The organism is Terriglobales bacterium, from assembly GCA_035487355.1.
Lineage (GTDB): Bacteria > Acidobacteriota > Terriglobia > Terriglobales > Acidobacteriaceae > QIAW01.
Genome location: DATHMF010000054.1, coordinates 1 through 25,655, shown reverse-complemented (window position 1 = coordinate 25,655; position 25,655 = coordinate 1). Strand labels below are relative to the sequence as shown.

The 25,655-nt window shown below is 55.3% G+C and carries 17 protein-coding genes; 13 read left to right on the top strand and 4 right to left on the bottom strand.

Going from position 1 to position 25,655, the window contains the following annotated elements; genetic code table 11:
• Nucleotides 1–5,805, bottom strand: a 5,805-nt coding sequence (locus VK738_11235; GenBank protein HTD23221.1) for a carboxypeptidase-like regulatory domain-containing protein, incomplete at its 3' end; no start/stop codon positions are given.
• 553 nt (nt 5,806–6,358) lie between these two features.
• Here VK738_11235 and VK738_11230 point away from each other — a divergent pair.
• On the top strand, nt 6,359–8,701 hold the full coding sequence (locus tag VK738_11230) for a patatin-like phospholipase family protein (GenBank protein ID HTD23220.1): 2,343 nt from the start codon (nt 6,359–6,361) through the stop codon (nt 8,699–8,701).
• Nucleotides 8,702–8,775: 74 nt separating this feature from the next.
• Here the strand turns inward: VK738_11230 and VK738_11225 are convergent, their stop codons facing one another.
• Nucleotides 8,776–10,062 carry a hypothetical protein gene (locus tag VK738_11225; GenBank protein HTD23219.1) on the bottom strand — a complete coding sequence of 429 codons (1,287 nt, stop codon included), beginning with the start codon at nt 10,060–10,062 and terminating at the stop codon, nt 8,776–8,778.
• A 352-nt stretch (nt 10,063–10,414) separates the two neighbouring features.
• On the opposite strand from VK738_11225, the gene VK738_11220 reads away from it, so the two are divergent.
• The 6 genes from VK738_11220 to VK738_11195 all read left to right on the top strand — a co-directional run bounded on the left by VK738_11220 (nt 10,415) and on the right by VK738_11195 (nt 17,478).
• Nucleotides 10,415–11,200 carry an SDR family oxidoreductase gene (locus tag VK738_11220; GenBank protein ID HTD23218.1) on the top strand — a complete coding sequence of 262 codons (786 nt, stop codon included), beginning with the start codon at nt 10,415–10,417 and terminating at the stop codon, nt 11,198–11,200.
• A 730-nt stretch (nt 11,201–11,930) separates the two neighbouring features.
• A complete protein-coding gene (locus VK738_11215; protein HTD23217.1) occupies nt 11,931–12,773 on the top strand; it encodes a PP2C family protein-serine/threonine phosphatase in 843 nt (280 codons plus the stop codon).
• Between the two features lie 192 nt (nt 12,774–12,965).
• The gene (locus VK738_11210; GenBank protein ID HTD23216.1) at nt 12,966–13,433 is read left to right on the top strand and encodes a VOC family protein; all 468 of its coding nucleotides are present in this window, start codon (nt 12,966–12,968) and stop codon (nt 13,431–13,433) included.
• 137 nt (nt 13,434–13,570) lie between these two features.
• Nucleotides 13,571–13,978: a YciI family protein gene (locus VK738_11205; protein ID HTD23215.1), complete on the top strand. Its 408-nt coding sequence runs from the start codon at nt 13,571–13,573 to the stop codon at nt 13,976–13,978.
• 7 nt (nt 13,979–13,985) lie between these two features.
• Entirely contained in the window at nt 13,986–15,242 is a 1,257-nt protein-coding gene (locus VK738_11200; GenBank protein HTD23214.1) for an RNA polymerase sigma factor, read from the top strand.
• A 34-nt stretch (nt 15,243–15,276) separates the two neighbouring features.
• Nucleotides 15,277–17,478, top strand: coding sequence for a glycoside hydrolase family 3 C-terminal domain-containing protein (locus tag VK738_11195; protein HTD23213.1), 2,202 nt, complete (start codon nt 15,277–15,279; stop codon nt 17,476–17,478).
• 373 nt (nt 17,479–17,851) lie between these two features.
• On the opposite strand, the gene tdh is transcribed toward VK738_11195, so the two are convergent.
• Nucleotides 17,852–18,877 carry an L-threonine 3-dehydrogenase gene (gene tdh / locus VK738_11190; GenBank protein HTD23212.1) on the bottom strand — a complete coding sequence of 342 codons (1,026 nt, stop codon included), beginning with the start codon at nt 18,875–18,877 and terminating at the stop codon, nt 17,852–17,854.
• A 406-nt stretch (nt 18,878–19,283) separates the two neighbouring features.
• Between tdh and VK738_11185 the strand changes: the two genes are divergently transcribed.
• From VK738_11185 to VK738_11160, 6 genes are all read left to right on the top strand, one after another.
• Nucleotides 19,284–19,775: a type II secretion system protein gene (locus VK738_11185; GenBank protein ID HTD23211.1), complete on the top strand. Its 492-nt coding sequence runs from the start codon at nt 19,284–19,286 to the stop codon at nt 19,773–19,775.
• 388 nt (nt 19,776–20,163) lie between these two features.
• On the top strand, nt 20,164–21,669 hold the full coding sequence (locus VK738_11180; GenBank protein ID HTD23210.1) for a glycosyl hydrolase family 18 protein: 1,506 nt from the start codon (nt 20,164–20,166) through the stop codon (nt 21,667–21,669).
• A gap of 264 nt (nt 21,670–21,933) precedes the next feature.
• Nucleotides 21,934–22,914, top strand: coding sequence for a metallophosphoesterase (locus tag VK738_11175; GenBank protein HTD23209.1), 981 nt, complete (start codon nt 21,934–21,936; stop codon nt 22,912–22,914).
• Between the two features lie 89 nt (nt 22,915–23,003).
• The gene (locus VK738_11170; GenBank protein HTD23208.1) at nt 23,004–23,390 is read left to right on the top strand and encodes a cupredoxin family copper-binding protein; all 387 of its coding nucleotides are present in this window, start codon (nt 23,004–23,006) and stop codon (nt 23,388–23,390) included.
• Between the two features lie 9 nt (nt 23,391–23,399).
• Nucleotides 23,400–23,861, top strand: a complete 462-nt coding sequence (locus tag VK738_11165) for a DUF2231 domain-containing protein (GenBank protein HTD23207.1) — start codon at nt 23,400–23,402, stop codon at nt 23,859–23,861.
• A gap of 85 nt (nt 23,862–23,946) precedes the next feature.
• Entirely contained in the window at nt 23,947–24,966 is a 1,020-nt protein-coding gene (locus tag VK738_11160; GenBank protein HTD23206.1) for an MBL fold metallo-hydrolase, read from the top strand.
• Between the two features lie 494 nt (nt 24,967–25,460).
• Here VK738_11160 and VK738_11155 read toward each other — a convergent pair.
• On the bottom strand, nt 25,461–25,655 hold a 195-nt coding region (locus VK738_11155), incomplete at its 5' end, for a hypothetical protein (GenBank protein HTD23205.1).

The window sequence follows — 25,655 nt, the reverse complement described above, 5'->3', positions numbered from 1 at the left end:
CGATCCGACGGTGAGACTGAAGTAATACGTGAATTTTCCCGTGCCGTAGACATTCACGGTTCCGGCAACCGGCTGACCGTTGGAATCCAGGGCATGACCGGTCATGGAACCGATGCCGTTCAGGCGGATATTAGCGGTGGTGGTCTGGTTTTCCAGCACAGGTGCCGTGGTATCGCCCAGATCGATGGTGCCTAATAACTGCGCGCTGAGCGCGGCGTCGCCGGCGGGAACAATATCAAAGGTGAAGTTGCCTTGACTATCAGTCGTAACCGTCTGCGAACCGCCGCCAGTTCCGCCCACTTGCACGGTAACGAAGGCAGGACCGGCGGGCGTCAAGTTATCAGCCTGCAGCACCTGTCCGATGAGCTTGCCGGCGCTGCGCATGGCGATATCCAGGTTCAAGATGCTGCCTTCACCCGCCAGATTGCCGTCTGCCGCACCACTCAAAAAGCCGTTATCGAAGCTGGCGTTGGCAACTACATGCCCTGCGGGAACACCATCAATCATGTAGTGCCCGGCGGCGTCGGCTACAGTCTTAGCATGGTATGTGCCCGAAAAGATTTCTACGGTCGCTCCCGGCTCCGCCAAGTGATTTTCCGTCACCATACCCTGCACCGTACCCAGGGCCTCGGCGGTGACGTCAAGAGTCACGACTTGTTGATCACTGTTGATGGTGCCCGCGGCAATTCCGGTGCGCGCCGTCGCGGGATCCTGCGCATTCAATTGAACCGGGCCGACGGGAACGAAATCAAATGCAAAACTGCCGACATCATCGATGCCCAGCGTGGTGGTTTGCCCAATCACTCGGCCGGAGGCAGTCAACTGCACGATTCCGTAGGCAATGGGCGTGGTGTGGTCGGGCATGAAGAAGTGTCCCTTCACCGTGCCCGTGCTGGTCAACTGGACTTTTACCTGGATGGTATCGCCGGCATTGGGCAACACCGCGGAAATACGCCCGCCGCGCCCTAACGCATCGGAGGCCTGAACGCTGATGGGTCCCTGGAAAACATTGTCAAACTCCGCGATTCCCTGGTTCGCTGGCTGGATAGTGCCTTCATAGCTGTTGCTGGGGAATTCGGTTTCCTGCAATTTAACCGAGGCGTTGGAAACCGGCTGGTCTGAACCATCCACCACGGTGACCACAACTTTACCTTTGCCCTTTAATCGCAGGTTCTGGGCGAGATCCTGTCCTGCCTGCAGGAAGACCCGGTCGCGGCTCACGTCGCCGGTGATGGGGTCGCTGGTGGTAAGCGTATAGCTCCCCTGAGGGAAGATTCTGGCAAATGCAAAATGCCCCTGCATGTCCGTGTTGACCGTCACATCCGGGAGCGGCCCATTAGCGGTTACTGCGACGCCCGATCCGGCGGGGGTGACACCATCGGGCAGAAACACGGTTCCCGAAAGTACGCCGGCAATTGTGTTTACCAGTTGCAGTTGGAAATCAACCGTTTGCCCAGCGTGAGTAATGGTGCCTTGTTTGGCCACGGGAGTGGGGAAGAAAATCTGTGAGACGGACACGCCGACCGGGCCTACGTTTACCCCGGTAAAGTGGAACTGGCCATTTTGATCTGTACCGACCGTCTGTGAATTCGTAGCCCTCAAGGAGCAAGAGCGGGGATCAAATGCATTCGACGACAACGCCACCTGTGCTCCAAAGGCCGGCTTGCTATCGGGATCAATCACGCCTCCGGTCACTGTACCGGCGCCGTTGAAGCGAAGAACTCCAAAGCCCGTGCTGCCATCGCTCAAAATGCTGGCCGAGCCAGTGGCTACATCCGTAAAGTTGGAGCCAGCCGCTACAGCGCGCGCGGATATCGAACCCAGGCCAAGATTGTCGAAGCGAACTTTTCCGTTGGTGTCCGTATTCTTCTTATTGCATCCGCATTCGTCAAAACAACTGCCGTCGAGCAGGCCCACAGAAGCACCGCGCACAGGATTGCCGGCAGGATCGAGCACGGTATATTCCGCTGACCCAATGCCTGACAAGGTGATAACAATCCCGGTCACGACCTGGCCTGAGGTGCTGATCACAACCGGAGCGAAGCCGGAGCGCAATCCATCTCTGGTCAGGGCAGAGATGTTTTGGCTGATGTTGGGCTTGACAGCTATTCCGGGCAAAGTAAATGTGCCGTCGGCGTTCGACAACAAGCCACTCTGATCAATGCTAACGATTACGCCCCCAGCCGGCGAGCCATCCGGGAAGTGAACTACTCCCTGGGCGGTTCCATAAGTGCTTGGTGCCTGAATAGTGATAACAAGATTCTGATTGGTGAGATGGTCGCCGCCTGTGGCGGTACCACCAATGGCGGCCTGATCACGCGTGTTGAGCGCAGCGACGATCTTGTAAGCGCCGGTTGGCATTCCGGTGAGCGAATACGTTCCATCCGCTCCGGTCGTGGTAACACCCACAGCAATTGGGTTGAAGGGATTACTGTTCTGGTAATAAACAACCGGCAGACCCGGAATCACTGTGCTGACGCCGTTCTCAAGCTTTGAGACGGTTCCAGTAGCGCTGACCGAACCGCCATCGAGAACGACGTTGACCGTCGCGGTGGTGCCGGCGCGCTGGATATTGCCCGCACTTGTTCCCAAACTGGTGCTGTTTGCGGCGGTTACAGAAACTGGTCCAACGGTAATTCCACTAACGAGATATTTTCCGTTGCCGTCCGTGGTTGTGGTTGCGCCAATCTGGGGATCCGTCTGGCTTATTACGGTCACCTGCGCGCCCGGCACGACTGCCTTAGTCAGGTCGGTCACAGTTCCGCCGACCGAGCCGCGGCCGAACAACTGAATGTTCAGGACGATCTGCTGGCCATCGGCGCGAACGTTTCCTGTAACCTGGCGCAATGCGCCGGTGTTGGGATCGGTCGTCGCCAGGGTGAATGGCCCGCCGCAGTTGTCTTGCCTTACATAGCGGAACTGGAAGCGGCCATCGCCACCCACCGGCAGTGACGCCATTCCCACGACTGCAGGCTCTTTGCAGGTGAAGTCTCCGTTGTTCTCGTATGTAATCACCGCCGAGGAGTTAGGCGTGCCATCGGCATTCAGAATCTGGCCAGACACCACCGCGCCGGTATCGGTAATCTTCGATCCAATCGGCTGCGTGCCGCCAGGACCGGAGACGCCACGGAAATCGGTAACGCCGCTCACGTTCACAGCGGTAGGCACGAAGCGGCCTTCGGGCTGCTGCAAATTCACGATGACCAGGCGTCCGGAGAGGTAGCTCTTAGCTGCCTGAATTGCATTCGACGGAACCTGGTAGTGCGTAGCGTCGGCCGCGCTATCACTTGAAACCGGACGGTCAAACAGCAGCGCTGCCTGGAAGCCGAAGGGAGTAGCGCCGGCCAGGGTCTCAGGACCAATCATGTTGGCCGAGACAAACTGCGGCCCTTGCGGCGACAGGGTTTCTTCGCTCAAGTTTTGCTGCACGTCATAAATACCGGTGCCTTTCGTGTCTTCCTTGAGCACGAGATTACTCGGCTGCGAGAGGTCCAGGGTAAGGCTCGATCTCCCACCCGCTGTAACCGGCACGCCGGTGATTTGTCCGCGCACGAAGGTTCCGTCTCCGCGTGGCAGGGTGACGGAAACATCCACTGACCCGGCAGCAGAGCCACTGAGCACAAGCGAATACGGTGAAGCCGTGGGATTGGTAATCAGTCCCAGCACGGGCGAAGCCTGGCTGTTGCCTAAAGGCACCATGACTGCCGATACCACATCCGCGCGCGGCGGCTGCGCATTGAAATCGGTCACCTTGCCATTGCTGTCGGAGAGAACAACATCCACCGGAGCTGCGCTGCTCCCGTTTGCGACCGCAAAGGAGATGAAGTCCGGTCCTGAAGCCGCCAATTGCGCGATTTGACGCTCGTAAGCCAGCGGGCCACCTGAATCGGAAGCCGGCTGCGCCAAAGCCGCACCCAGCGCAGCGGCAAAGTCATGACCAGCATTAGTGGTACGCATCAGTTGATCAAAGCCTGGATCAACCGGAGAGCCTCCGTAGAAATCAAGTCCCAGATCGCGCAGCGCGGAATTAAGTGGTTGTCCGAGGCCTACACGCAAGCCGGCTTCTGCCAGCGCCAGCGCTTTTTGCGTCACTGCGTTTCTGTCAGTTCGAATTACGCCTTGCGGCAGAGCGCCGGCGGGAGCATTGGCAATGCTCCAGGCCTGTCCGAGGACGCGCATGGCGGCGTCAACCACGGATTGCGGCAGATTATCCACCGCGGTGGGCAACGATAGCGTATCGGGCGAGAGCGGGATACCGCGCTCTCCAACGCCCAGTGTGAAACGAACCTCTCCGGTGCTGCCGTCGCCGGTATCGAAGTGCAGATAGCTGGCGATGACTTGGCCGGTCTTGTCGGAGACGAAATCAAATTCCAGAGTTTTCGCATCGCTGGGAAGAATTGTAGGAATAGTTTGGGTCTGATTAGCCCCTGGCGCCAAATGGGCGCCACTCATCTGCGCCGCATCGAGAGTCACATTTACGTTGTTGCCCGTTCCCTTCCCAATGTTGGTGAGCGTCAGGAAAAGCTTGAACGGCTCGGCCTTGCGCACCGTGGCGGGCACGGTGAAAGTCACATCAAAGTAAGGATTCCTGACCAGCACGCCGCCTTTGGCTATTCCCGTGATCTTGACCGGACCGGTCACCAACCCGTTCAGCGTAGCTGCGATGTTGAAGCTGATGGGTGAGTATCCTTCTTTTTCACCGCGCAAGATCCATTCCTGCTGCCCCTGATCGCCCGGGTTGAGAACTGGGACACTGGGCTGTCCATCAGAACCTAATCCCAAAACGGGCTTGGTGAAATTCTGTGGACCATCTTTGGTCGCGGGCAGTGAAAGCGGATCGTCACTCGTATTGGGAACCCCATCGGCTCCTGGCGGGAGATTGATGGTTCCGGTTATATCCTGAACGGCGAGACTCGAGCCCACGGGCGCGCCATCGGCGACGTAAAGCTTTGCCGAGAAAAACTGCTTCAGATATCCCACGTTGCCGGGAATGACCAGGACGCTGGGAATCTGTATCGGCACCATGTGGCCGTTGCCGTCATCGAATTGCGGCGGCGCCGATCCGCCACCATCACCGCCTATGGTGAGCAGCAGCGGATAGATGCTGGGCAAAGGCGGTAAAGCAACTCCCGTGACCGATGGAGTTGCCGGAGGTAGGATGGGCTGCGGAATGGGCACGCCATGCCGGTCAAATACCACCGGGAAACTCAAAGTCACCTGCTGCGATTGCAGCGCCAGACCCAAGGTAAATTGGAAGCCAATATAAGAATTGCTGTCGAGAACAATGCCCTTGGCCTTGATCTGATCGAGAGTCAGCGGCGTGGTGGTGACCGAGGTCACCAGCACCTGCTCTATGACTTTAAGCGGAACATTCTGCGGAGAAACATCGAGCACCGCACTCTTGTTGACCACGATCCGGAGATTGCTCAGGGTATAGTCGCCCGATGCGGGAATTTCTGGAATTGGCAAAATTGTTGGACTGCTTACTTGCGGAGCATCGGCGAGAGGCAGGGTTACCGTCTGAATCCCCGGCCCCGAAAGTTCCGCTTGTACCTGAAAACTTCCTCCCAGAAAGCGCGCGACGTCGGCATCGGAGAGCTGAGTCGTACCGGCCTTGAAGATGACTCGAATGCCGGAAGGTGTGTTCTTGGGAACCACGGGAGCAGGATTGTCTACCGTGGCCGTCAGTCCCAGCAACGTTAGGTCCATCTCTCCAATTTTGCGCAGCGCGGTTTGCGCTTGCGCAGGCATCCCGAGCAGGACCGCACAGAGCGACACCAGCAGCAGTTTTCTATCAATTCGCAAATTCAACTCCAGCTTTGTAGGCCATACAACTGCAGCAAATCCATGAAGCAAGACCGCGTGAATGTAAGCGTTCTAGTTGAACAACAAAACTGCTTTTCGTTTCTGCACTGGTGCCGATACGCAATCGCAGGCAACAGTAAGGAACGACCCTACCCGTAATTTTTGCGAAATCTTGTTGGGAGTTAAGCGCTTCATTCTAACACCCATTGCTGTTTCTGAATGTACAGTTTTGATTTTTTCTCTAACTCTTAATGATTTTTTTCTAACTCCATATATGACGAAAAATGGAGAAATGTTTCATGCGCGGGTAACTTATTGAAAGCTAAGGACGGCGCCGAAAAAGCAGCTTTGGCACGCTAAATGCCAATCGTTGCCGGGCGCTCGGTAACGAAAACCAAATCGGCATGCTGTTTCATTTTGGCACAGAGAAGCGGCGAAATTGGAACAGCGAGGCGGGGAAACAACTGGAAATTCGTTTGTCTTGAGTGAGAATTGCGAGTATCTTGCAGTCTAAATCTTTTAAATTAAGATTCCCGCTGATTGGAGCAAGCCCATGGCCGCTGATATGACAGATCCAGAGGACCCTCCTCGCCCGAAAATACTAACCCTGCTGACATTCCTGGCCAGTCTGCTCACTAAGTTTTTGTACCTCGCCCGGTATGCCTATCTGTTGCGCGTGCCCATCGTGATCGGTGCAATCGTGTTTATTTTTCCGTTTGCGGCCCTGCTGCCCTGTTCGCCCTTGCGCGCGCTCTTCCAGAATCTATTCTGGATGGACCGCGCCGGCCTGTGGCAGTGGCCTACGTTCTGGTCAACCATGGCTGCGCTGGTGCTGGCGTGGAACCTCCTGCTCACAAGCCGCATCGTTCTGCTCAACAGTGGAGACCGCTTCCACGTCCCTTCCTGGATGACCGCCGCCGATCTGAAAGGCTGGTCTTTTTTCAGCATCCTGATATTGGCGCTGCCAACCATCTTTGGTCAATTTACCCAGCACGAAGATTTCCGTCCGAACCAGGGAGTCTGCATGGAGTGTGTGTTGGCGATAGCGGCTGCCGCGCTCTGTTCATACATCCTGGCCTTTGCCGCCATCTGGGTTGCGGTTGTGCTGGCCCCGCCTCACACCCAGGGTTCAGCGCTCACTTTTCCATGCCCACAGTTCATGCGGAACTGGCTGGTTTGGGCTGATAATCATCACGTTCTGCCCAAAGGACTGGGACCTGGCATCTGGATTCGTAAGAACCTGCCGGGCGGTCTATGGGAAGGATACCTCGCTTCTGACGGATTCGTGTGGAGCGGCCACTGGCTGGCGTTTCTTTTTGGCCTGGCAACGCTGGCGCTCTACTTCTTCGTTGACTGGTGGCATTCCCGATCTCTAGGTGTAGCGTCAGGGGTTACAGCCTTGACCTTTGTGCTGATTCTCTTGATGAATGCCAACTGGGTGCTGGCTTTTCTGGCGTTCTTCCTGGATCGCTTTCGCATTCCTGTCCTGATTCCCTTGGCGTTATTCGCTCTTATCTCGGGAAACATGCGCAGCTCTGATCACTACTTCCCGGTCCAGCCGCTAACAGCAAACATCACAGCAGCCGCGACTCCAGGAAAGGTGTTGCAAGCCCGCGCCGGCAAACCCATCGTGGTCATCGCAACTGCCGGAGGAGGCATCCAGGCGGCTGCGTGGACTACCCAGGTGCTGGCCGGTCTGGAGGAACAATATCAACAATGGTTTCCGGGAAAGAGTTTTTCTGACAACGTTACTCTCATCAGCGCGGTTTCGGGCGGAGCAACCGGTTCGATGTTTTATCTGAACCTTTATGATCCAAATCCTCAGCAGCACTTTCACGCCGGCCAGCTATCCGGCCTGACCGATTTGGCATCGCAATCGAGCCTTGATGATGTGGCCTGGGCGCTGGTCTACCACGATATCCCCCGCATCTTCTTCTATAGCAGCGATAGGCTGGATGATCGCGGTTATGTCTTGGAGGAGACGTGGGGCAACCGCGCTAACGTTAATGCCTCGCTTTCCCAGTGGCGCGACGGCGTCAAAGAAGGCTGGCGTCCGGCAACAATCTTCAACTCCACGATCACCGAGACCGGAGAGCCACTGGCGTTTTCCACGACTGCTTGGGAAAAAGAGATTGACCCGCAGACGGGCAACGAGATCACGCCACGTCGCCGGAACTTTTACGACGTCTATCCTAACGAGGACCTGCACGTGGTCACCGCGGTGCGTCTTGCTTCCACGTTCCCCTATGTGACACCTGCCGCCCGGCCTGACACGCAAGATTTGGATGGCTTTCATATGATTGACGGCGGCTACTATGACAACTACGGGGTCTCGAACCTGATCGCATGGCTGGAACAGGGCCTTGGCGAGTTGCAGTCCATGCGGTCCCAATGCGAAGAAAAAGCCGGCAACGATGCAAAACAAAAACAAGAATGTCAAAAGTACGCCCCTCCAAAAACTCTGGTGTTGCAGATCCGTTCCTTCCCTGCGGATAAAGAAGCCAAGCCAACAAAAAAAGGATGGGCTTTCCAACTCTACGCGCCCGTCAAGGGACTGCTCTCCGTGCGCACCACTGCTCAACTGGTTCGCGACCGTGACGCGCTCACCATGTTCGCTCGCCGTTGGGAGCCGGCGGAAGCAGAGACTCCGCAGGCGAAAATCCACTTCGCTACCTTCGAATTTGGCGGCTTCCAGGGGAATGAAAGGGACAAAGCCATTGACCCGCCTCTTTCCTGGGCCATGAATCCTAGCCAGATTCAAGCCGTGAAAGATGATTGGAACATCCGCGTCAATCAACCGGACCCGAGCCGAAACGATCCAAACGTTGATAAAGTCCACTGCTTTTTTGACCCTAGCTTTGGCCGATGCGGCTCATTGTCACGAAAGCCGGAATAGTACGCGTCATGCTGGCGCTTAGTTACACAGATCTGCGAAAAAGGGTGTGCGGCCCCCTCTCGCAGCGGTCTGACTCAGTGGATCACGGCATCGATCACCCTGCCAGTCGCATCCGTGGTGAGCGTGATATTCACCGGTATGCCCGTCAAGGCTTGGCAACCCAGAATCTGATAGCTTGCCACATAGCGTCCCGCCATGAACGTGAACAGGTTATTGGCCAAGGCCGGGACCGCCGGTCGAAAGGCCCGCAGGAACGGCTCGTCTATGTGCATCTTCTGGGTGGCGGCTGCGATCATGTTCTGGCAGTATGTCTTCGTGCTGGCGTCGTCGGGGGTATCGGCCAGTGCCTGGTCAACGCCTGCGCGATACCGATTCACCTGGGCGAGGTTTGGAACTCCGGTGATTGGGGGTTCGAAGGCAAAGGGATCGCCCAGAGGAATATCCAATACGGGACCTTGCTCATGTTGGTAGAGCTTTGCCACCAGTTCATTGAGCGGCAAAGCCGGCACCAAATTCCCCGCATCAGCCAGATCGGGCGCCTTGTAGGGCGTGCACCCAAGCGCCCCATCGATGAACACGTCCAGGAGACGGTTGTCACTGGGGTTACCATGTCCACCTGCACCCGCAGGTGGAATTGCAAGCACTGCACGATTGGCTGCGGTATTCTGCGCGGTCGAACCGTTGGCAAACAAATACGTCGTGGTCGTGTTGTCGCTTTGATCTTGATCAACATGCACGGCGCTACGCACGGTCGGACACGGTAGACCGTCCATCGGAGAGGTCCCTGGCCTCGGAACGTGCAGATTGCCCATATCGATCTGATCGTGAGCTTCTTCAAAGAAAGCCACCGCGTTGCAATACGCGAACTGTCCCAGGTGCTGCACGCAATGGGCGTCATTCAAATCCTCGACACCAGCCGCCCCTCCGTCCGCCCCTACGAGCGTCAGGTTGTTGGCGTTGTATCCGAACCAGAGCGCCACGAGGCGGTGAGCTGGTAGGGCCGGCGGAGTCGGAGCGATAGCAGGCGCGACGCCGGCGTTCACGACCAGGGGGTTATAAATCGAAATCTGGCCGGTGTCGACGTCAATGACCGCGCCCTGAACAAACGCCGATTGATTGGGATCGAGTTCATTACACGGACCGCTCGCAGGATTTGTGGCCGTAAGCTGATACGGCGTCGCAAGTCCGGCGGCCGATAGCGGGTTATGTGGCACGATGAGCGTGCAGTCCTGGTTGGGCGTTGCTTGTGCGAATGAGGAAATCGGCAAGGCAAGCAATGCCAGGCTGAGGATGATCCACAACGGCGTGCGGACCACGAGAATGTTGATTGAGGCAGCGTTGAATTTGTGATGAGTAGACATTTAGATCTCCTTTCGAAGGTATTAGGTAGGGTCTGTGTGGAAGGTTTGCGTTTCACCTCGATGCTGGCCATCATCGAGCGTGATACACATCGTCTTGACTGGGCGCCAACTTTGCGCGACTGGCCCTGGAGAGTCAACTCAAACTTTCTATACGATTAATTTAGAAAAACTCACTCATAGATTGGCAATCCCCGCGAAGATTGCGTGCATCGGGCCTTTCGCCGGTTACAGGTACGCGTATACAACCCGGTTTACTCGCAAGGGATGAGGTAACTCATCCCCTTTACATCCATCGTGGCAGTCTATAGACTGGCTCGCTCGATAATTTTGATTGAACTCGTAGGAATTTTGAATGAACTATAAAGATAAAGTTGTTTTGATTACGGGTGGCAGCAAAGGAATTGGGGAAGGCTGTGTTCGTGTATTCGTAGAAGCAGGATCGAAGGTCGTGTTCTGCTCGCGCGGCAAAGATGCCGGCAAGGCCATGGAAGCGGAAGTCAACAAGAAGGGACCCGGCGAGGCGTATTTTATTCCCTGTGACGTTTCCAAGTTTGATCAGATCAAGAACACGGTTGACGCCACCATAGCAAAATATGGCCGGCTCGACTGCCTGATCAACAATGCCGGCTGGCATCCTCCACATAAGTATATTGACGATTTCAGCGTAGAGGATTTCCGCAGTCTGCTCGACCTGAACCTGGTGAGCATCTTCGCCGCCTGCAAGTTCGCCCTGCCTCATTTGCGCAAAACCAAGGGCAACATCATTAATATGTCGAGTCTGGTTGCCGTCATGGGACAGCCCGGCGCTACCACCTACGTGGCCACCAAGGGCGGCATCACTTCCCTTACCAAGGCATTAGCTATCGATGAAGCAGTCCATGGTGTGCGCGTCAACTCCGTCTCGCCCGGCAACGTCTATACCCCGCTGTGGCAGGAGGCGATTGATGCCGCTCCTGATCCGGCAAAGTGCCGCGCCGATGGCGACGCCGCCCAACTCCTCGGACGCATGGGAACCATAGAAGAAACCGGCAAGCTGTGTCTGTTCCTCGCCGCTGACGCCACCTTTACCACCGGCGTGGATCACATACTCTCCGGCGGCGCAGAACTCAGCTACGGACGCAAAAGCCGCGTGAGCTAGAGCTGCGTCATCGATCTGGACGGCAAGCTTTCCGGGCTTGCGGAAAAAGTCCGCGTTCTTGTCATTCCGAACACGCAGTGGAGGAATCCCTTTTGTGCCGAAACTTTCTGCTTCGGCGTTTATCAGGGCATGGGATTTCATCGACGCCACGACGATGTTTGCACTACCGTGGAAGAGCACGGCTTCAGCCGTGCGTTAAGGATCACAAAAGAATACGGGCTTTAGCCCCCGCTTTGTGATATCACTCTGGTACTAAAATGCTGACTTCCTCACAATTATGGTTCATCATTTATCTGGCATTCCAGAATGCCAGGGGGCCTTTTTGTGCCCTTAAGCCCTTTGACAACTCGTAGCGCCATTCTTTAGCGCAAAGGATCCTGCGTTTTTGGCGCGGTTCTTGGTGCACAGAAAGGGCTAAACGGCCCTAATTTCGTGAGCCCCGCTGTTTGCATCTACGACAATAGTTGGACTGCTCAGCTGGTCCCCCCACCCTGGAGTGATTTTCCTCAATAATGACGGGGCTCCCGTGGCTCTCGCGGGCACTTTGCCTACTACCAGCAAGTCCCCCTATCTCCGTCACCTGACCGGCCGGCAAGGGTAACTCGCGAGGTAACAAGCGCTGGCCAGCAGTCAACGCCAAAATAAATTCAAGCAAGTCTCTTTTCGATGTCGAATTCCTTTCCCTTGAAGCGTCGTACAAGTGAGGCACAAAGATTCAAGGAGGCCGGCGATGCAAGAACTCAGAGTTGACGCAGTTTTCGGGATGGAAGCACCGCAGCTTGATCTCACGGAATCAGGCTGGATCGCTAGAGTGTTGCAGGCAGAACGAAGAACGCGCCATGATCTCGAACTCGCAAAACAAGCCCAGGCCAGGCTCTTTCCCCGAAGATTGCCGGTGCTCGAAACGCTCACCTATGCCGGAGTCTCGATACCCGCAGCCCAGGTAGGCGGAGATTATTTTGATTTTCTGGATCTTGGCCAAAATCGTCTGGGAATGCTGGTGAGCGATGTTGCGGGAAAAGGACTCGCGGCCGGATTGCTGATGGCAAGCTTGCAGGCCAGCATTCGCAGCCAGTACGCGTCTTATAACTTTAATACTGCTAACGCTGGCGAACGCCTCCTCAGGGCGGTAAACCGGGTGTTCTATGAAAGTTCGGCGCCGGAAAGTTATGCCAGTCTGTTTTTCGCTGAATACGATGACACCACCAGCAGATTGCGCTACGTGAATTGCGGTCATCCCGGGCCCCTGATTATCCACTCCGATAGTACGGTCACGCACCTCGAATCCACGTCTACTGTGCTCGGACTCTTTGAAGACCTGGACTGCTCAAGCGCAGAAGTCCAGCTTCGACCAGGCGATACGCTCTTGCTGTATACCGATGGCATCACAGAAGCGTTGAGCGAAGATGGCACGGAGTTCGGCCATGAGCGGCTCTCGCGCCTGGTGCACAAAAAAGGACATTTGCCGGTTTCCGGCCTGCTTCAGGAGATCGTCGCGAACGTAGAAAATTTCACACAAGAGCAGTCAGACGATATGACCCTGGTGGCCGCCCACTGTAAAGACCTGCATTGATATTTAGCTGTAAGTCATTGAAAACAAATATCGTATGCTCATTACACATTCCTCTTGTGTGAACTCGTTTCAGATGCCTTTTCCGTAAAATCGCAATCTCAAAAATTTTCTGGTGTTGTCGATTTCCCGCAGACCGAACGTCGTACGTATGCCCGGCTAAAAAAGGGCAATTAAAAATTTAAGGAGATTGCAATGAAGAACAAAGTCAAACCGGTTCCCGATGGCTATCACACAGCGACACCCTATCTGACAATCCGGGGCGCAGCCTCGGCCATCGAATTCTACAAACGGGCCTTCGGCGCCAAGGAGCTCTACCAGATGCCTGGACCAGACGGCAAAATCATGCATGCGGAAATCAGGATTGGAGATTCCAACATCATGCTGGCAGACGAATCTGCCGCCACTGGGACGCAATCCCCACAGGCATTGAACGGTACGCCCGCCAGCGTCTTCTTATATATTGAGGATGTTGACGCTACATTCAAACAGGCCGTCAAAGCGGGTGCAAAAGAAACCATGCCGGTGCAAGATATGTTCTGGGGAGACCGTTTTGGCAAACTGACAGACCCATTTGGACACAAATGGATGCTGGCAACACACATAGAAGACGTCACTCCTGCGGAGATGGAAAAAAGGACTGCAGCTCTCGCCACAAAGTAATAACTGCCGCGGTATTATCGGAATATCGTAGTATCGCAGTGCCGCAGACTTGCGTTGCCCGGTAAGGAAGCGGGAAGACTCCCTTCCTTTAACATCACTCAAACAGCCGATTCACACAGGAAATTCAGGAGATCGATATGCGTTACATGCTACTGATTTACCAAAAGGAACAGGAAGGGCCTCCGTCGCCCGAGGAGTCAGCAAAGTCCATGGCCGGCCACTGGGCGGTGATGGATGAGACCAAGAAACTTGGCATCTTCAGGGGCGCAGAACCATTGCAACCCACCAGTACGGCCACAACCATCCGCGTGCAAGACGGCAAGGTAATCACCGTGGATGGTCCCTTCGCCGAAACCAAGGAACAGCTCGCCGGATACTACATTCTGGACTGCAAGGACCTGGATGAAGTTATCGGCTGGGCATCGAAGATCCCGCTAAGATGTTCGGGTGGACAAGCGTGCATCGAGATCCGCCCCATCCGGGATATCCCAGTTCGGTCAGAGCAGCCTGCGAACGGCCAGTATGCAACCACGGTCAATGGTTGACGCGTGAATGGCTGACGCGAGAACTTCGGTCGAGTCGGTCTTTCGAGAGGAATCGGGCCGGATCATCGCCACGTTGATCCGGCTCTCCGGCTCTTTTGACCGGGCCGAAGAGGCCATGCAGGAAGCCTTCACTTCAGCCCTGGCCACTTGGCCGGAAAAAGGTATCCCCAACAATCCTGGCGCCTGGATCACCGCGGTGGCGCACCGCAAACTCATTGACTCTGTGCGAAGGGAGAACACTCGACTTGAAAAGCAGGATTCAATCTTGTATGAGACCGAACTCTCGCAGCGCCGAGAGCATGAATCATCTGACGAAGTCTCGATGAAATATCCTGATGATCGCCTTCGTCTCATCTTCACCTGCTGCCACCCGGCACTCAATCTTGAAGCTCAGGTCGCCCTCACTTTGAGGACCCTTGGCGGCCTGACCACGACAGAAATCGCCCGGGCCTTTCTGCTTCCCGAGCCGACGCTTGCGCAACGTCTGGTCAGGGCCAAAGCAAAAATTCGCGATGCCGGCATTCCCTACGAGATCCCGCCGATTCACGTGCTGGCTGAACGGCTGGCATCGGTGCAAGCCGTCATCTATCTGGTATTCAATGAAGGATACGCCGCAACCGGGGGTGAAAGCCTCATCCGCAAAGAGCTGTGTGCGGAAGCGATCCGCCTGGGCCGGACCCTTTGGGAGCTATTGCCCAACGAGGCGGAAAATGTCGGCCTGCTGGCGCTGATGCTGCTTCAGGATTCGCGCCGCGATTCACGCATCAACGCAAAGGGAGAGCTGGTACCGCTTGAAGATCAGGACCGTTCACGCTGGCACAGCGAGCAAATCCGGGAAGGGCTGGAATTGGTGGAGCGGGCGCTGCGCATGCAGAAGATTAGCACCTATCAATTGCAGGCGGCCATCGCAGCCGTGCACGCTCAAGCGAAAACCGCGGCAGAAACCGACTGGGCTCAAATCGCCGCGCTGTACCAGGAGCTGCTGCGAATCTTTCCCACCCCGGTTGTGGCGCTTAACCATGCCGTCGCAGTCGCGATGAGCGCCGGGTTTGAAAGAGGCCTGGCCCTCATTGATCAGTTGGGAGCGTGGGGCGAGCTTGATAAGTACTATCTGTTTCACGCCGCGCGCGCGGACCTGCTCCGCCGATTACGCCGCAGGCAGGAAGCAATGGATGCCTATGAAAAAGCGATTGCCCTGGTCACAAACCGGGTCGAGGAAGCCTATCTTCGACGCCGTCTCGCGCATTTAGCGGATGTCGAGTAGAATATCGATTCTGCATTAACAAAAATGGAGGACTATGGGGCTTCGCAAGCTGAGCAGGCGTCTATTGATAAGCAGCATTTTCGCAGTGCTGATGATCGCGGCAACAGCACAGGTCTCGGGGCAGGCAAAGACCGATCAATCGAAGACGACAGCCCCGTGGATGAATAGAAATCTCTCCCCCGACCAGCGGGCAGATTTAGTGATCGAGCAGATGACGCTCGATGAAAAGATTCAACTGGTACACGGCACCGGATGGGGCGTCTTGAAGGAAGGCTCTCCCGTGCCACCTAGATCTAATCTGGGCGCGGGATTCATTGCTGGCATTGATCGCCTCGGCATTCCCGATATCAACATGGCCGATTCGGCCGTGGGCGCCAGGCTGGGTGCTCTACAGAGCCGTTACTCCACGCTTCTGCCCTCTGTGCTGGGCGCAGCCGCGAGTTGGGATCCTCAGGGCGCCTTTCTCTATGGTTCAGTTATCGGCAGAGAGCTGCGCGATCAGGGTTACAACATGTCCATTGGCGGCGGCGTGGATCTTGCCCGCGAGCCGCGCAACGGACGCAACTTCGAATACGCCGGTGAAGACCCAATTCTGGCCGGGACCATGGTCGGCCAGGTGATGAAAGGCGTTCAGGCGCAGCAGGTCATGGGCGACATCAAACATTACGCGCTCAATGACCAGGAAACCGGCCGCGACATCCTGAACGCAGTTGTTGACCGACGCGCTATGCGCGAAACCGATCTGCTGGCCTTCCAGATCGCCTTGGGCATCGCGCAGCCCGCCGGCGTCATGTGTGCATATAACAAGATCAACGGTGACTACTCCTGTGAGAACGACTACACGCTGAATCAAGTGCTGAAGAAAGACTTCGGATTCAAGGGCTGGGTGCTATCGGATTGGGGCGGCACACATTCCACGGTCAAAGCTGCGCTGAACGGCCTTGACCAGGAGAACCCCGAAGATATCTACTTCGGCGCCCGACTAAAAAAGGCTGTCGAGAACGGTGGGGTTCCCGTGGCACGCCTGAACGACATGGTGCATCGCATTCTGCGCAGCATGTTCGCAGTGGGCGTGATCGATAATCCGCCGGTACGGCGCGTCGTAGATCCTTTTCGCGGATTGGAAGATGCTCAACATATTGCGGAAGAGTGCATTGTGTTGCTGAAGAATGCAGAGAATGAATTGCCATTGAGCGCAACCCACACTCAATCTATCGCCGTGATTGGATCGCACGCAGATGTTGGCGTCCTCTCTGGCGGAGGCTCCGCGCAAGTAGATCCACCCGGCGGCAACGCCGTTGATCCGAGGCCCGGCACCTCCGAGTGGGGAGGCCCGCCGGTTTACTTCCCTTCCTCTCCTTTAAAGTACATTCGCGCCAAAGCTCCGGAAACCAGGGTGGAATATAAGGATGGGAAAGATGTAGACGCGGCGGCTAGCCTCGCGAAAGCCTCCCAAGTTGCGATTGTCTTTGTCAATCAACCCATGCGCGAAGCCCATGACGCGGCAACGCTTGCCCTGCCCGAGAACCAGGATGCACTGGTGAGCGCGGTGGCGGCAGCGAATCCGCATACGATTGTGGTGCTGGAAACCGGTGGGCCGGTCTCTATGCCGTGGCTCGATCAAGTCAAGGGTGTCGTGGCCGCGTGGTATCCCGGCATCGCAGGTGCACAGGCGATCACGAATATATTGTTTGGCGATATCAATCCGTCGGCCAAACTCCCCATTACCTTCGCCAAAAGTGAAGCTGACCTGCCGCATCCTCAGATTGTGGGCATCGGCATGGGGAAGAAACCATTCGATGTGAACTATACCGAAGGCGTTAAAGTTGGCTATAAATGGTTTGAAGCTGAAAACAAACAACCGCTGTTCCCCTTCGGCTTTGGACTCTCTTATACCTCATATCAATATTCCGATCTCAAGACCGACGGAAAGCAACGGTCAATAAGTTTCAGCGTAAAGAATACGGGCCAGCGCGCGGGAACCGAAGTAGCACAGGTCTACGCGTTCTTTCCTTCCGCCGCTAGCGAGCCCTTCAAGCGCCTGGTGGCGTGGGAACGAGTACAACTCGCCGCCGGTGAATCAAAGACGGTTTCTTTGACACTCGATCCCCTTTACCTTTCGATCTTCAACGCAGACAAGAACGCATGGGAGCTCGTGCCAGGGGATTACAGGATATTTGTGGGCACATCGTCAAAGGAGACGCCGCTGAGCGCAACGGCTCATTTTAGCGAATAGACGGGACAAACGCGGCGGGTGTTTGCCAAACTGTTTCTTACTGTCATGTTGAGCGGAGCGCCGGGAAAAAATCTATACCTTCGATGCTGATCGGCGCGGAGTCGAAACACCCCGAGAATGCATATGCAATCAATGCTGTACCAGGGAATTCTCACAAGGCTGTGTCCCGTAGTGCTTGCAAATCGCCGCGTCCAGTTGTTCACCCGCTACAGCATCGAGAAAATTCACTGATGCGGTATGTATATCGAAACACTCTCGGGGTGTTTCGACTCCGCGCTTCGGATCCTCTTAGCTGTCTATGAAATCGTGGCGCTCCGCTCAACATGACAGGGACATACAGCATGGTCATCAGGAAACGGCGCACTTCCTCACTTCATCGCCAATCCAGGATCACCTTGCCCGAATTACCTGAGCGCATGACGTCAAAGCCCTGTTCATAGTCACGCCAGGCGAAGCGATGGGTGATGACCGGAGAGATATCCAAGCCTGACTCCAGCATGACACTCATCTTGTACCAGGTTTCAAACATCTCGCGACCGTAGATGCCTTTGATGGTCAGCATATTGAAGATCACATGCTTCCAGTTGATGCTAATGGGCGAGGCGGGAATGCCGAGCATGGCAATCTTGCCTCCGTGGCACATGTTCTCCAACATCTCGCGAAAGGCATCCGGTGAGCCGGACATTTCCAGACCCACATCGAAGCCCTCTTTCATGCCAAGCTGCTGCTGGATTTCTTTGACGCGAGTACTCTTCGCGTCCACGGTCACAGGAATTCCCGCTTTCTTAGCGAGTTCAAGCCGATAAGGATTCACATCGGTAATCACCACGTGGCGTGCGCCGGCAAACTGCGCGACCGCTCCCGCCATGATGCCAATAGGACCTGCTCCGGTAACCAGCACGTCCTCGCCAAGCACGGGAAACGAGAGCGCGGTATGCACCGCATTGCCAAACGGATCAAAGATGGCTGCAACCTCAAGAGGAACCGGCTGCACGTGCTTCCACACGTTCATCATGGGCACGACGATGAATTCGGCGAAGGCGCCCGGGCGGTTTACGCCTACTCCTTGGGTGTATGCACAAAGATGCCGTCGGCCAGCCAGACAGTTGCGACAGCGTCCGCAAATGACGTGGCCCTCACCGCTGACAATGTCTCCAGGATAGTAATCAGTAACATTCGAGCCTACCTCTACGATCTCGCCCACAAACTCGTGGCCAATGACCAGCGGCACAGGGATCGTCGAGCGCGCCCACTCATCCCATTCGTAGATGTGCAGGTCGGTGCCGCAAATACCGGTAAGCAGCACGCGGATCTTGACGTCATTGATGCCCACCTGGGGCTCGGGAACATCTTCCAGCCACAGACCGCGAGCATCGCGGCTTTTGACAAGAGCTTTCATCTGAAAAATCGCCTCAATTCACAATACCACTTAAGATAGTTCTCAGGTGTCAGAGCTCGGGTTGAGGCTCAGGCTTTTAGCTCTTGTATATACCGAGTTACTGCTTCGGGTGGAGCAGCAAATTCCTGTCCGTTGATCGTGCCCACTTTCCACAACCAACCCTGTGAAACCGATGCCACCGAGCTAATCTGCTGCTCACTGCGATTCAAAGCAAATCTGTTCTAAATCGGGAAAGTACCAAAATGAAATTGTGACCTAGGTAACGTAACCACAGTACTCTTGTCAGCCGCTTGCTGAAAAGGAATACTTAGACTTGAAAATCAAGTGAAACAGGCCCCCCCAGTACAAATGTCCCTCCCCCAGGAGATGTTTACATGAGTTGGTTCATGAAAGTCAGAGAAAACCAATGCGCAGACAAAAAGGATTTTCGTTAATCGAACTGCTGATTGTGGTTGGGATTATCCTGCTCATCGCGGCCATCGCAATTCCCAATATGATGCGCGCCCGCATTTCCGCCAATGAGGCGTCAGCAGCAGCAGGAACACGAAACCTGGTTCTTGCCCAGTTCCAGTATCAAATTGCTTATCCGTCAATTGGCTATGCCAACACCCTGGCAGCACTTGGAGGATCATCTTGCATTACGCCGAGTTCAACGTCGGCCTGCCTGATTGATCAAGGACTTGCTAATTCCTCGACCCAACCCAAGGACGGCTATTTGTATGGCGCAGCGGGCGACAAATCGAAATTCAGCGTAGGCAACTATCCAGCCATAGTCGGCGTTACCGGCAACAATTCCTTCTGCGCCTCTGAAGAGGGCATACTGTGGATTGATCCTACAGGGCACAACAACAGTGCTACCTGCGGACCGCCCCCGGTGCCGCAAGCTATGCAGCACTAAATTATTGCTCGCTATTTGGTAAATCCTGCACGTTCAGCATGCCCGCGTTAGCAAAAACTAGTTTCAACTGGCGAGTATCCGGGGCAGGATACAAAGCCTGAGAGCATAGAGTGCAAACTCTATGCTCTTTGTTTTTTGGTGATTACACCCTTCTAACCGCATTCCCAACAATTCTCAAAATCTGTTTACATCAGGTTCACAAAGTGCTATAGTGCAGTCCCTCAGGCAAGAAGGCGTGGTAGCCAATTTACTAGAATATAAGTATATAAAGCAGCAATAAAGCTCTATAGCACACGGGAACCGCAAGATTTACCGTGTATCTCCGCGCCAGTTCTTTCGAGCGCAGCAGCAAGGCTGCAGAGCCCTTATATAAAAAGGAGAACTTCTCATGAGGCGGATTTCCCTGGTTGTAGTAAGCCTTTGTCTACTGGCGCTATTGCTCCTCCCTGTGACAGCTTCAGCTCAGGTTCCTAATTGGCAACCCAATACGCCGTATGCTATCGGCGCTCTGGTGATGTTTAACGGTGTGGAATACAAATGCCTTCAGGCCCACACCTCGCTGGTGGGCTGGGAGCCTCCGAACGTCCCGGCACTTTGGCAACCAGTCAGCGGACCGACTCCCACGCCAACCCCAACACCGGCTCCGACTCCTACGCCAAAACCAACACCCACGCCGACGCCCAAGCCGACACCTACTCCGGCGCCCGGTCCCGGTTGTTTCGCCACTTGGAGTGCTTCGCAGGTTTACACCGGCGGCATGACCGCCAGTTTGAATGGCATCAATTACACAGCCGCGTATTGGACGCAAAACCAGAATCCGGCAACCAATAACGGCCCGGCAGGCAGCGGACAGCCATGGGCCTCAAATGGCTCGTGCGGAGGAGGACCAACCCCGACTCCTACCCCAACCCCCACGCCGAGACCCACACCAACTCCGACTCCGACGCCAAACCCAACACCGACTCCGAAGCCAACACCAACGCCAACACCGGTGCCAGGCAATCTGCCCAAACATCTGCTCACGGGTTACTGGCAGGATTTCAACAACGGCGCCACATGTCTTCGCATCAGTGATGTGCCTACCACGTACACCATCATTGCAGTGGCATTTGCCAATGCTACGGGAACTCCCGGGGCGGTTGATTTCAGCGTTGATTCCGGGTTGTCATCGTGTCTGGGAGGCTATACCGACGCGCAGTTCACGGCGGATATCGCCACCGCACACGGACGCGGGCAAAAAGTAATCATCTCCGTAGGCGGACAAAACGGCGCCATCAGCGTCTCTGATTCCGGTAGCGCGGCCAACTTCGCCAATAGTGTGCATGCGTTGATGAGCAGATTCGGCTTCGATGGTGTTGATATAGACCTCGAGAACGGGGTGAATGCCACCTTCATGTCGAGCGCTCTGCATCAGCTTGCTTCCATGTCGCCGGGTTTGATCATCACTATGGCGCCCCAGACGATTGATATGCAGTCGCCGGGGAACGCTTACTTCCAGTTGGCATTGAACACCAGCAGCATTCTCACCATTGTCAACATGCAGTATTACAACTCCGGCACCATGCTGGGCTTTGACGGCAAAGTCTATGCCCAAGGAACTGAGGATTTTGAAACCGCTCTGGCAACAATCCAATTGCAGAACGGCTTGCGTCCAGATCAGGTTGGACTCGGCCTGCCGGCATCCGGAAATGCCGCTGGCGGCGGATTTGTCGTACCTTCGGTCGTAAATAGCGCGCTCAACTGCCTGGCGAGAGGGACAAGTTGCAGCTCCTTTGTTCCACCGAGAACGTATCCGACAATTCGCGGTGCGATGACGTGGTCCATTAATTGGGACGCTTCTACCGGCTACAACTTCGCCAATACTGTGAAGTCAGGGTTGGATTCCCTGCCATGAGGCAAGCAAAGTTTTGTAAGTGTTAGCCCCACCTCTATTGGTGCCCGGATCAGCAGCGCCGGGCCTCAGTAGACTCTCCTGCATAGCTCAGGGGGCGGTTTAGCCGCCCCCATTTTTTTATCCTGTTATCTAGCCCCTCTTTTTAGGCCGCTGTACATCGACACAAATAAAAAAGGCCTCCCTGGGAATATTCCGCCGCCTGCACGGTTTATCAGTATGAGCAATTTGAAATCAACCAACACAACCTAGAGGAGGAGAAGATTCATGGCTAATAAAGTCAAAGACGAAATCCTGTTTGACCACAACAACGATGGAATTGACCGCCGCGGCTTTTTGAAATGCATGGCCTGGGCGGGCACGGGAGCCCTCTGCGTTATCCAGGGCGGGGTTTTGAAATCCTACAGCCTCGGTCTGCCCTCAGAAATTCCCAGCGCCATGGCCAAGGGAGAATTGAGCTTTGTGCAGATCAGCGACAGCCACATGGGATTCAACAAGCCCGCTAACCCGGATGTAGTGGCCACGCTGAAAGCAGCGATTGACAAGATCAATGCGTTACCTACCCCTCCGGCATTCCTGTTGCATACCGGCGACATCAGCCATCTTTCCAAGCCGGAGGAATTCGACAACGTTGATCAGATCTTGAAATCGGCCAGCGCCAAAGACGTATTTTATGTTCCTGGCGAACACGATGTTCTGGGTGACGACGGCAAGCAATACATGGAGCGCTATGGCAAGGATGCAAAAGGGGGAGGGTGGTACAGCTTCGACAAAAAAGGCGTGCACTTCATTGGTTTGGTCAATGTGCAAAACCTTAAAGCAGGCGGACTTGGCACTCTCGGCGCCGAGCAGCTCGAATGGCTGGAGAGCGATGTAAAACATCTTTCCAAAAGCACACCCATCGTTGTCTTTGCCCATATTCCGCTTTGGACCGTATATCCCGACTGGGGTTGGGGAACTCAGGATAGCGCCCAGGCGCTGGCTTATTTGAAACGCTTCGGCTCGGTCACAGTCCTGAATGGCCACATCCATCAAACCATGCAGAAAGTGGAAGGTAATGTCACTTTCCACACCGCCATGTCCACTGCATTTCCGCAGCCCGCGCCGGGCTCAGCACCTTCTCCTGGTCCGATGAAGGTGCCGGCAGAGCAACTGCGCAATGTGCTCGGTATCACCGATGTGAACTACATCAAAGGGAAACACTCGCTGGCCATTATTGATTCGTCGTTGCACGACTCCAACGGGTAATCCCGAATCGGGCGGGCTCTCGTTGGGGTCCGCCTTCCATTTTTTAAATACATATCTCTTTAAAACACAAATCTCAAGGAGAAACACACGTGAAGAAAACTCTTAGAATTTTTGGACTGACTGCATTAGTCGTGACTTCATTCACGCTGCTGGCGTGCGGTCAGAAGACACAGAGCGCTGGTCCTGGCAATCAACCTGCGCAGGCTGCGGCTGAAAATCAATCTGCTTCTGCTACTCAGGTAAAAATTGACAACTTCAGCTTCACTCCGCAAACGCTCACCGTCACCGCCGGAACTACCGTCACCTGGACGAACGGCGACGATGTGCCGCACAACGTTGTGAGCACAGACAAAGTTTTCAAATCGAAGACCATGGATACGGATGAAAAGTTTTCTTACACGTTTACCAAGCCTGGAACTTACGGTTATTTTTGCTCTATCCATCCCAAGATGACAGCCACAGTTGTTGTGAAGTAGGAGAATCCCTTGCATCCGTTCGACATAAAATCGGCACTGCTGGCCAAGCACGCGCAACACGTAGTGCTGATTCACTTCCCTATCGCGTTGTTGATCATCAGTGTGGTCTTCGACTTCCTTGCCCTCTGGAAGCCACTCGCCCAGCACAGCCGCACTCTGGCAGTCGCGGCTTACTACAACCTGACGGCGGCGGCGCTCTCCGCTGTACCGACAGTGGTCACGGGTCTGCTGGCATGGCAGTTTCAGCTCGGGGGTGAATCACTCAAGGGAATCTTAAGGCTCCACATGATTTTAGGAATTCTATCCAGCCTGTTGATTTGGCTGATCTGGTGGTTGCACTTCCGTGCACAGCGGAGGCCTGAACAGCGTTTACCTCGGTATCGGCTGCCGATAGAGGTCCTGGCGGTTGCATTGATCGCTTTGACCGGACACTTGGGTGGATTCCTGAGCGGCGTGAACGGTGTGGACTAACGAGTCAGATTAGAAACTGCCGCACCATCCCGCTTGTTCGGCACCCTTCCGAAAACCGGCCCTTGCATGATAGGATTCCGTCACCATGCGCCGAATATCCTTGTTGTTGTGTGCGTTGCTGATGACAGCGGCAGCTTTTGCCGGCCCTAAAAAATCACTTGATATCTACTCGATTGATGTGGAAGGCGGGCAGGCTACGCTCATCGTCAGCCCCTCCGGCCAATCCATGCTGGTGGATACGGGCTTTCCCGGATTTGCCGGGCGCGATGCCGACCGCATTGCTGCTGTCGTCAAAACCCTGGGTCTGAAGCAGATTGATTATGTTCTGATCACGCACTATCACCGCGATCACGTGGGCGGAGTCCCGCAACTTGCCGACCGCGTGAAGATCGGGACCTTCATAGACCACGGACCGGCCAAGCTCGACGATCCCGATGTTGCCAGCGCCGACTACAACTCCTATATGGGCGTCTTACCCAAGGCGCAGCATCTGGTCGTGAAACCCGGCGATAAGATTCCTCTCAAAGGAGTAGATATAAAAGTTCTGGCCGCCGCGGGCGACCACATCAGCGACCCTCTGCCGGGCGCGGGCCAGCCCAATCCGTTCTGCGCATCAGAACCGGCAGCGGTGCCTGATCTGGGTGAGAATGCGCGTTCGGTCGGCATGCTGTTCACCTATGGAAAATTTCGCTTCATTGATCTCGGCGATTTGACGAAAAAGAAAGAGATCGAGTTGGCCTGTCCTAATAACCTGATTGGGACAGTTGATCTTTATCTGGTCACCCACCACGGACTCGACCTCTCGAACGCCAAAGCGCTTGTACACACGCTGCATCCTAAAGTAGCGATCATGAATAATGGTCCGCACAAGGGCGGCAAACCGGCGGCGTGGCAGATTGTCCATGATTCTCCGGGTCTTGAGGACCTGTGGCAGTTGCACACCGCCGTTGATGCAGGCAAAGACCACAATGTCCCCGATCAATTTATCGCCAACCTCGACGAGAAAAATGACGCCGGCAACTACATCAAAGTAACCGCCAGGCCCGATGGCAGTTTTACGATTTTTAATTCCCGTAATAATTTTGAAAAGACATACAAGAAATAAGGTGGCGTCATCTTTCGGAGGGCACAGCTTTAGCTGTGCCGTAAGTCGCTGGAAAGCGGAGCGGAATAAAAACGAACGCTTCCCGCTAACGTCACTCTGTTTGCTTAGAGCGCGTTTCAAAACCTCTGACTGATCTCTTGTACTTGCGCGGTCGACTTGGTACGGTCGCGCATGGCACAGCCCCTCTTGGACGATGCGCTGTGGGCGCGTCTCGAGCCGTTGCTTCCGCCGTTCGCTATGAACGCCACGACCGCGTCCATCACGCCTTCTTCACGCTGGGTGCGCGCTGATTTGTTGGAACTACCTCAAGTCAACTGGGAGAGTGTTTTGAAACGAGCGCTAATGCTTCCTATAATCAAAAAGCGATACAGGTCACCTCCGTGCAGACCGTCGCGCGACCGCCGTCGTCCGGGCTACACGCGCAATCGCAAGGGCACCCGCAACAGCAATGAAAAACGTGGTGGCCCGGTATCGGCGAGTCATGCTGGGAAAGTTTACCGCCGACGCTTTATGTCGACGCGCTTGGCGGCCACCTTGCTCGCCGATGAGGCGCCTTGCTTCGCCATCTGCGCCTGCCCCGCCTTGGTCATCAAGCGCGATTGTTCGTACATCTCGATCCACTTCTCGCTCGAAATCGCCGAGATCAGCTTGCCAATCGCTTCGAGCGGCAAATCGTCCGGCGACTCGAA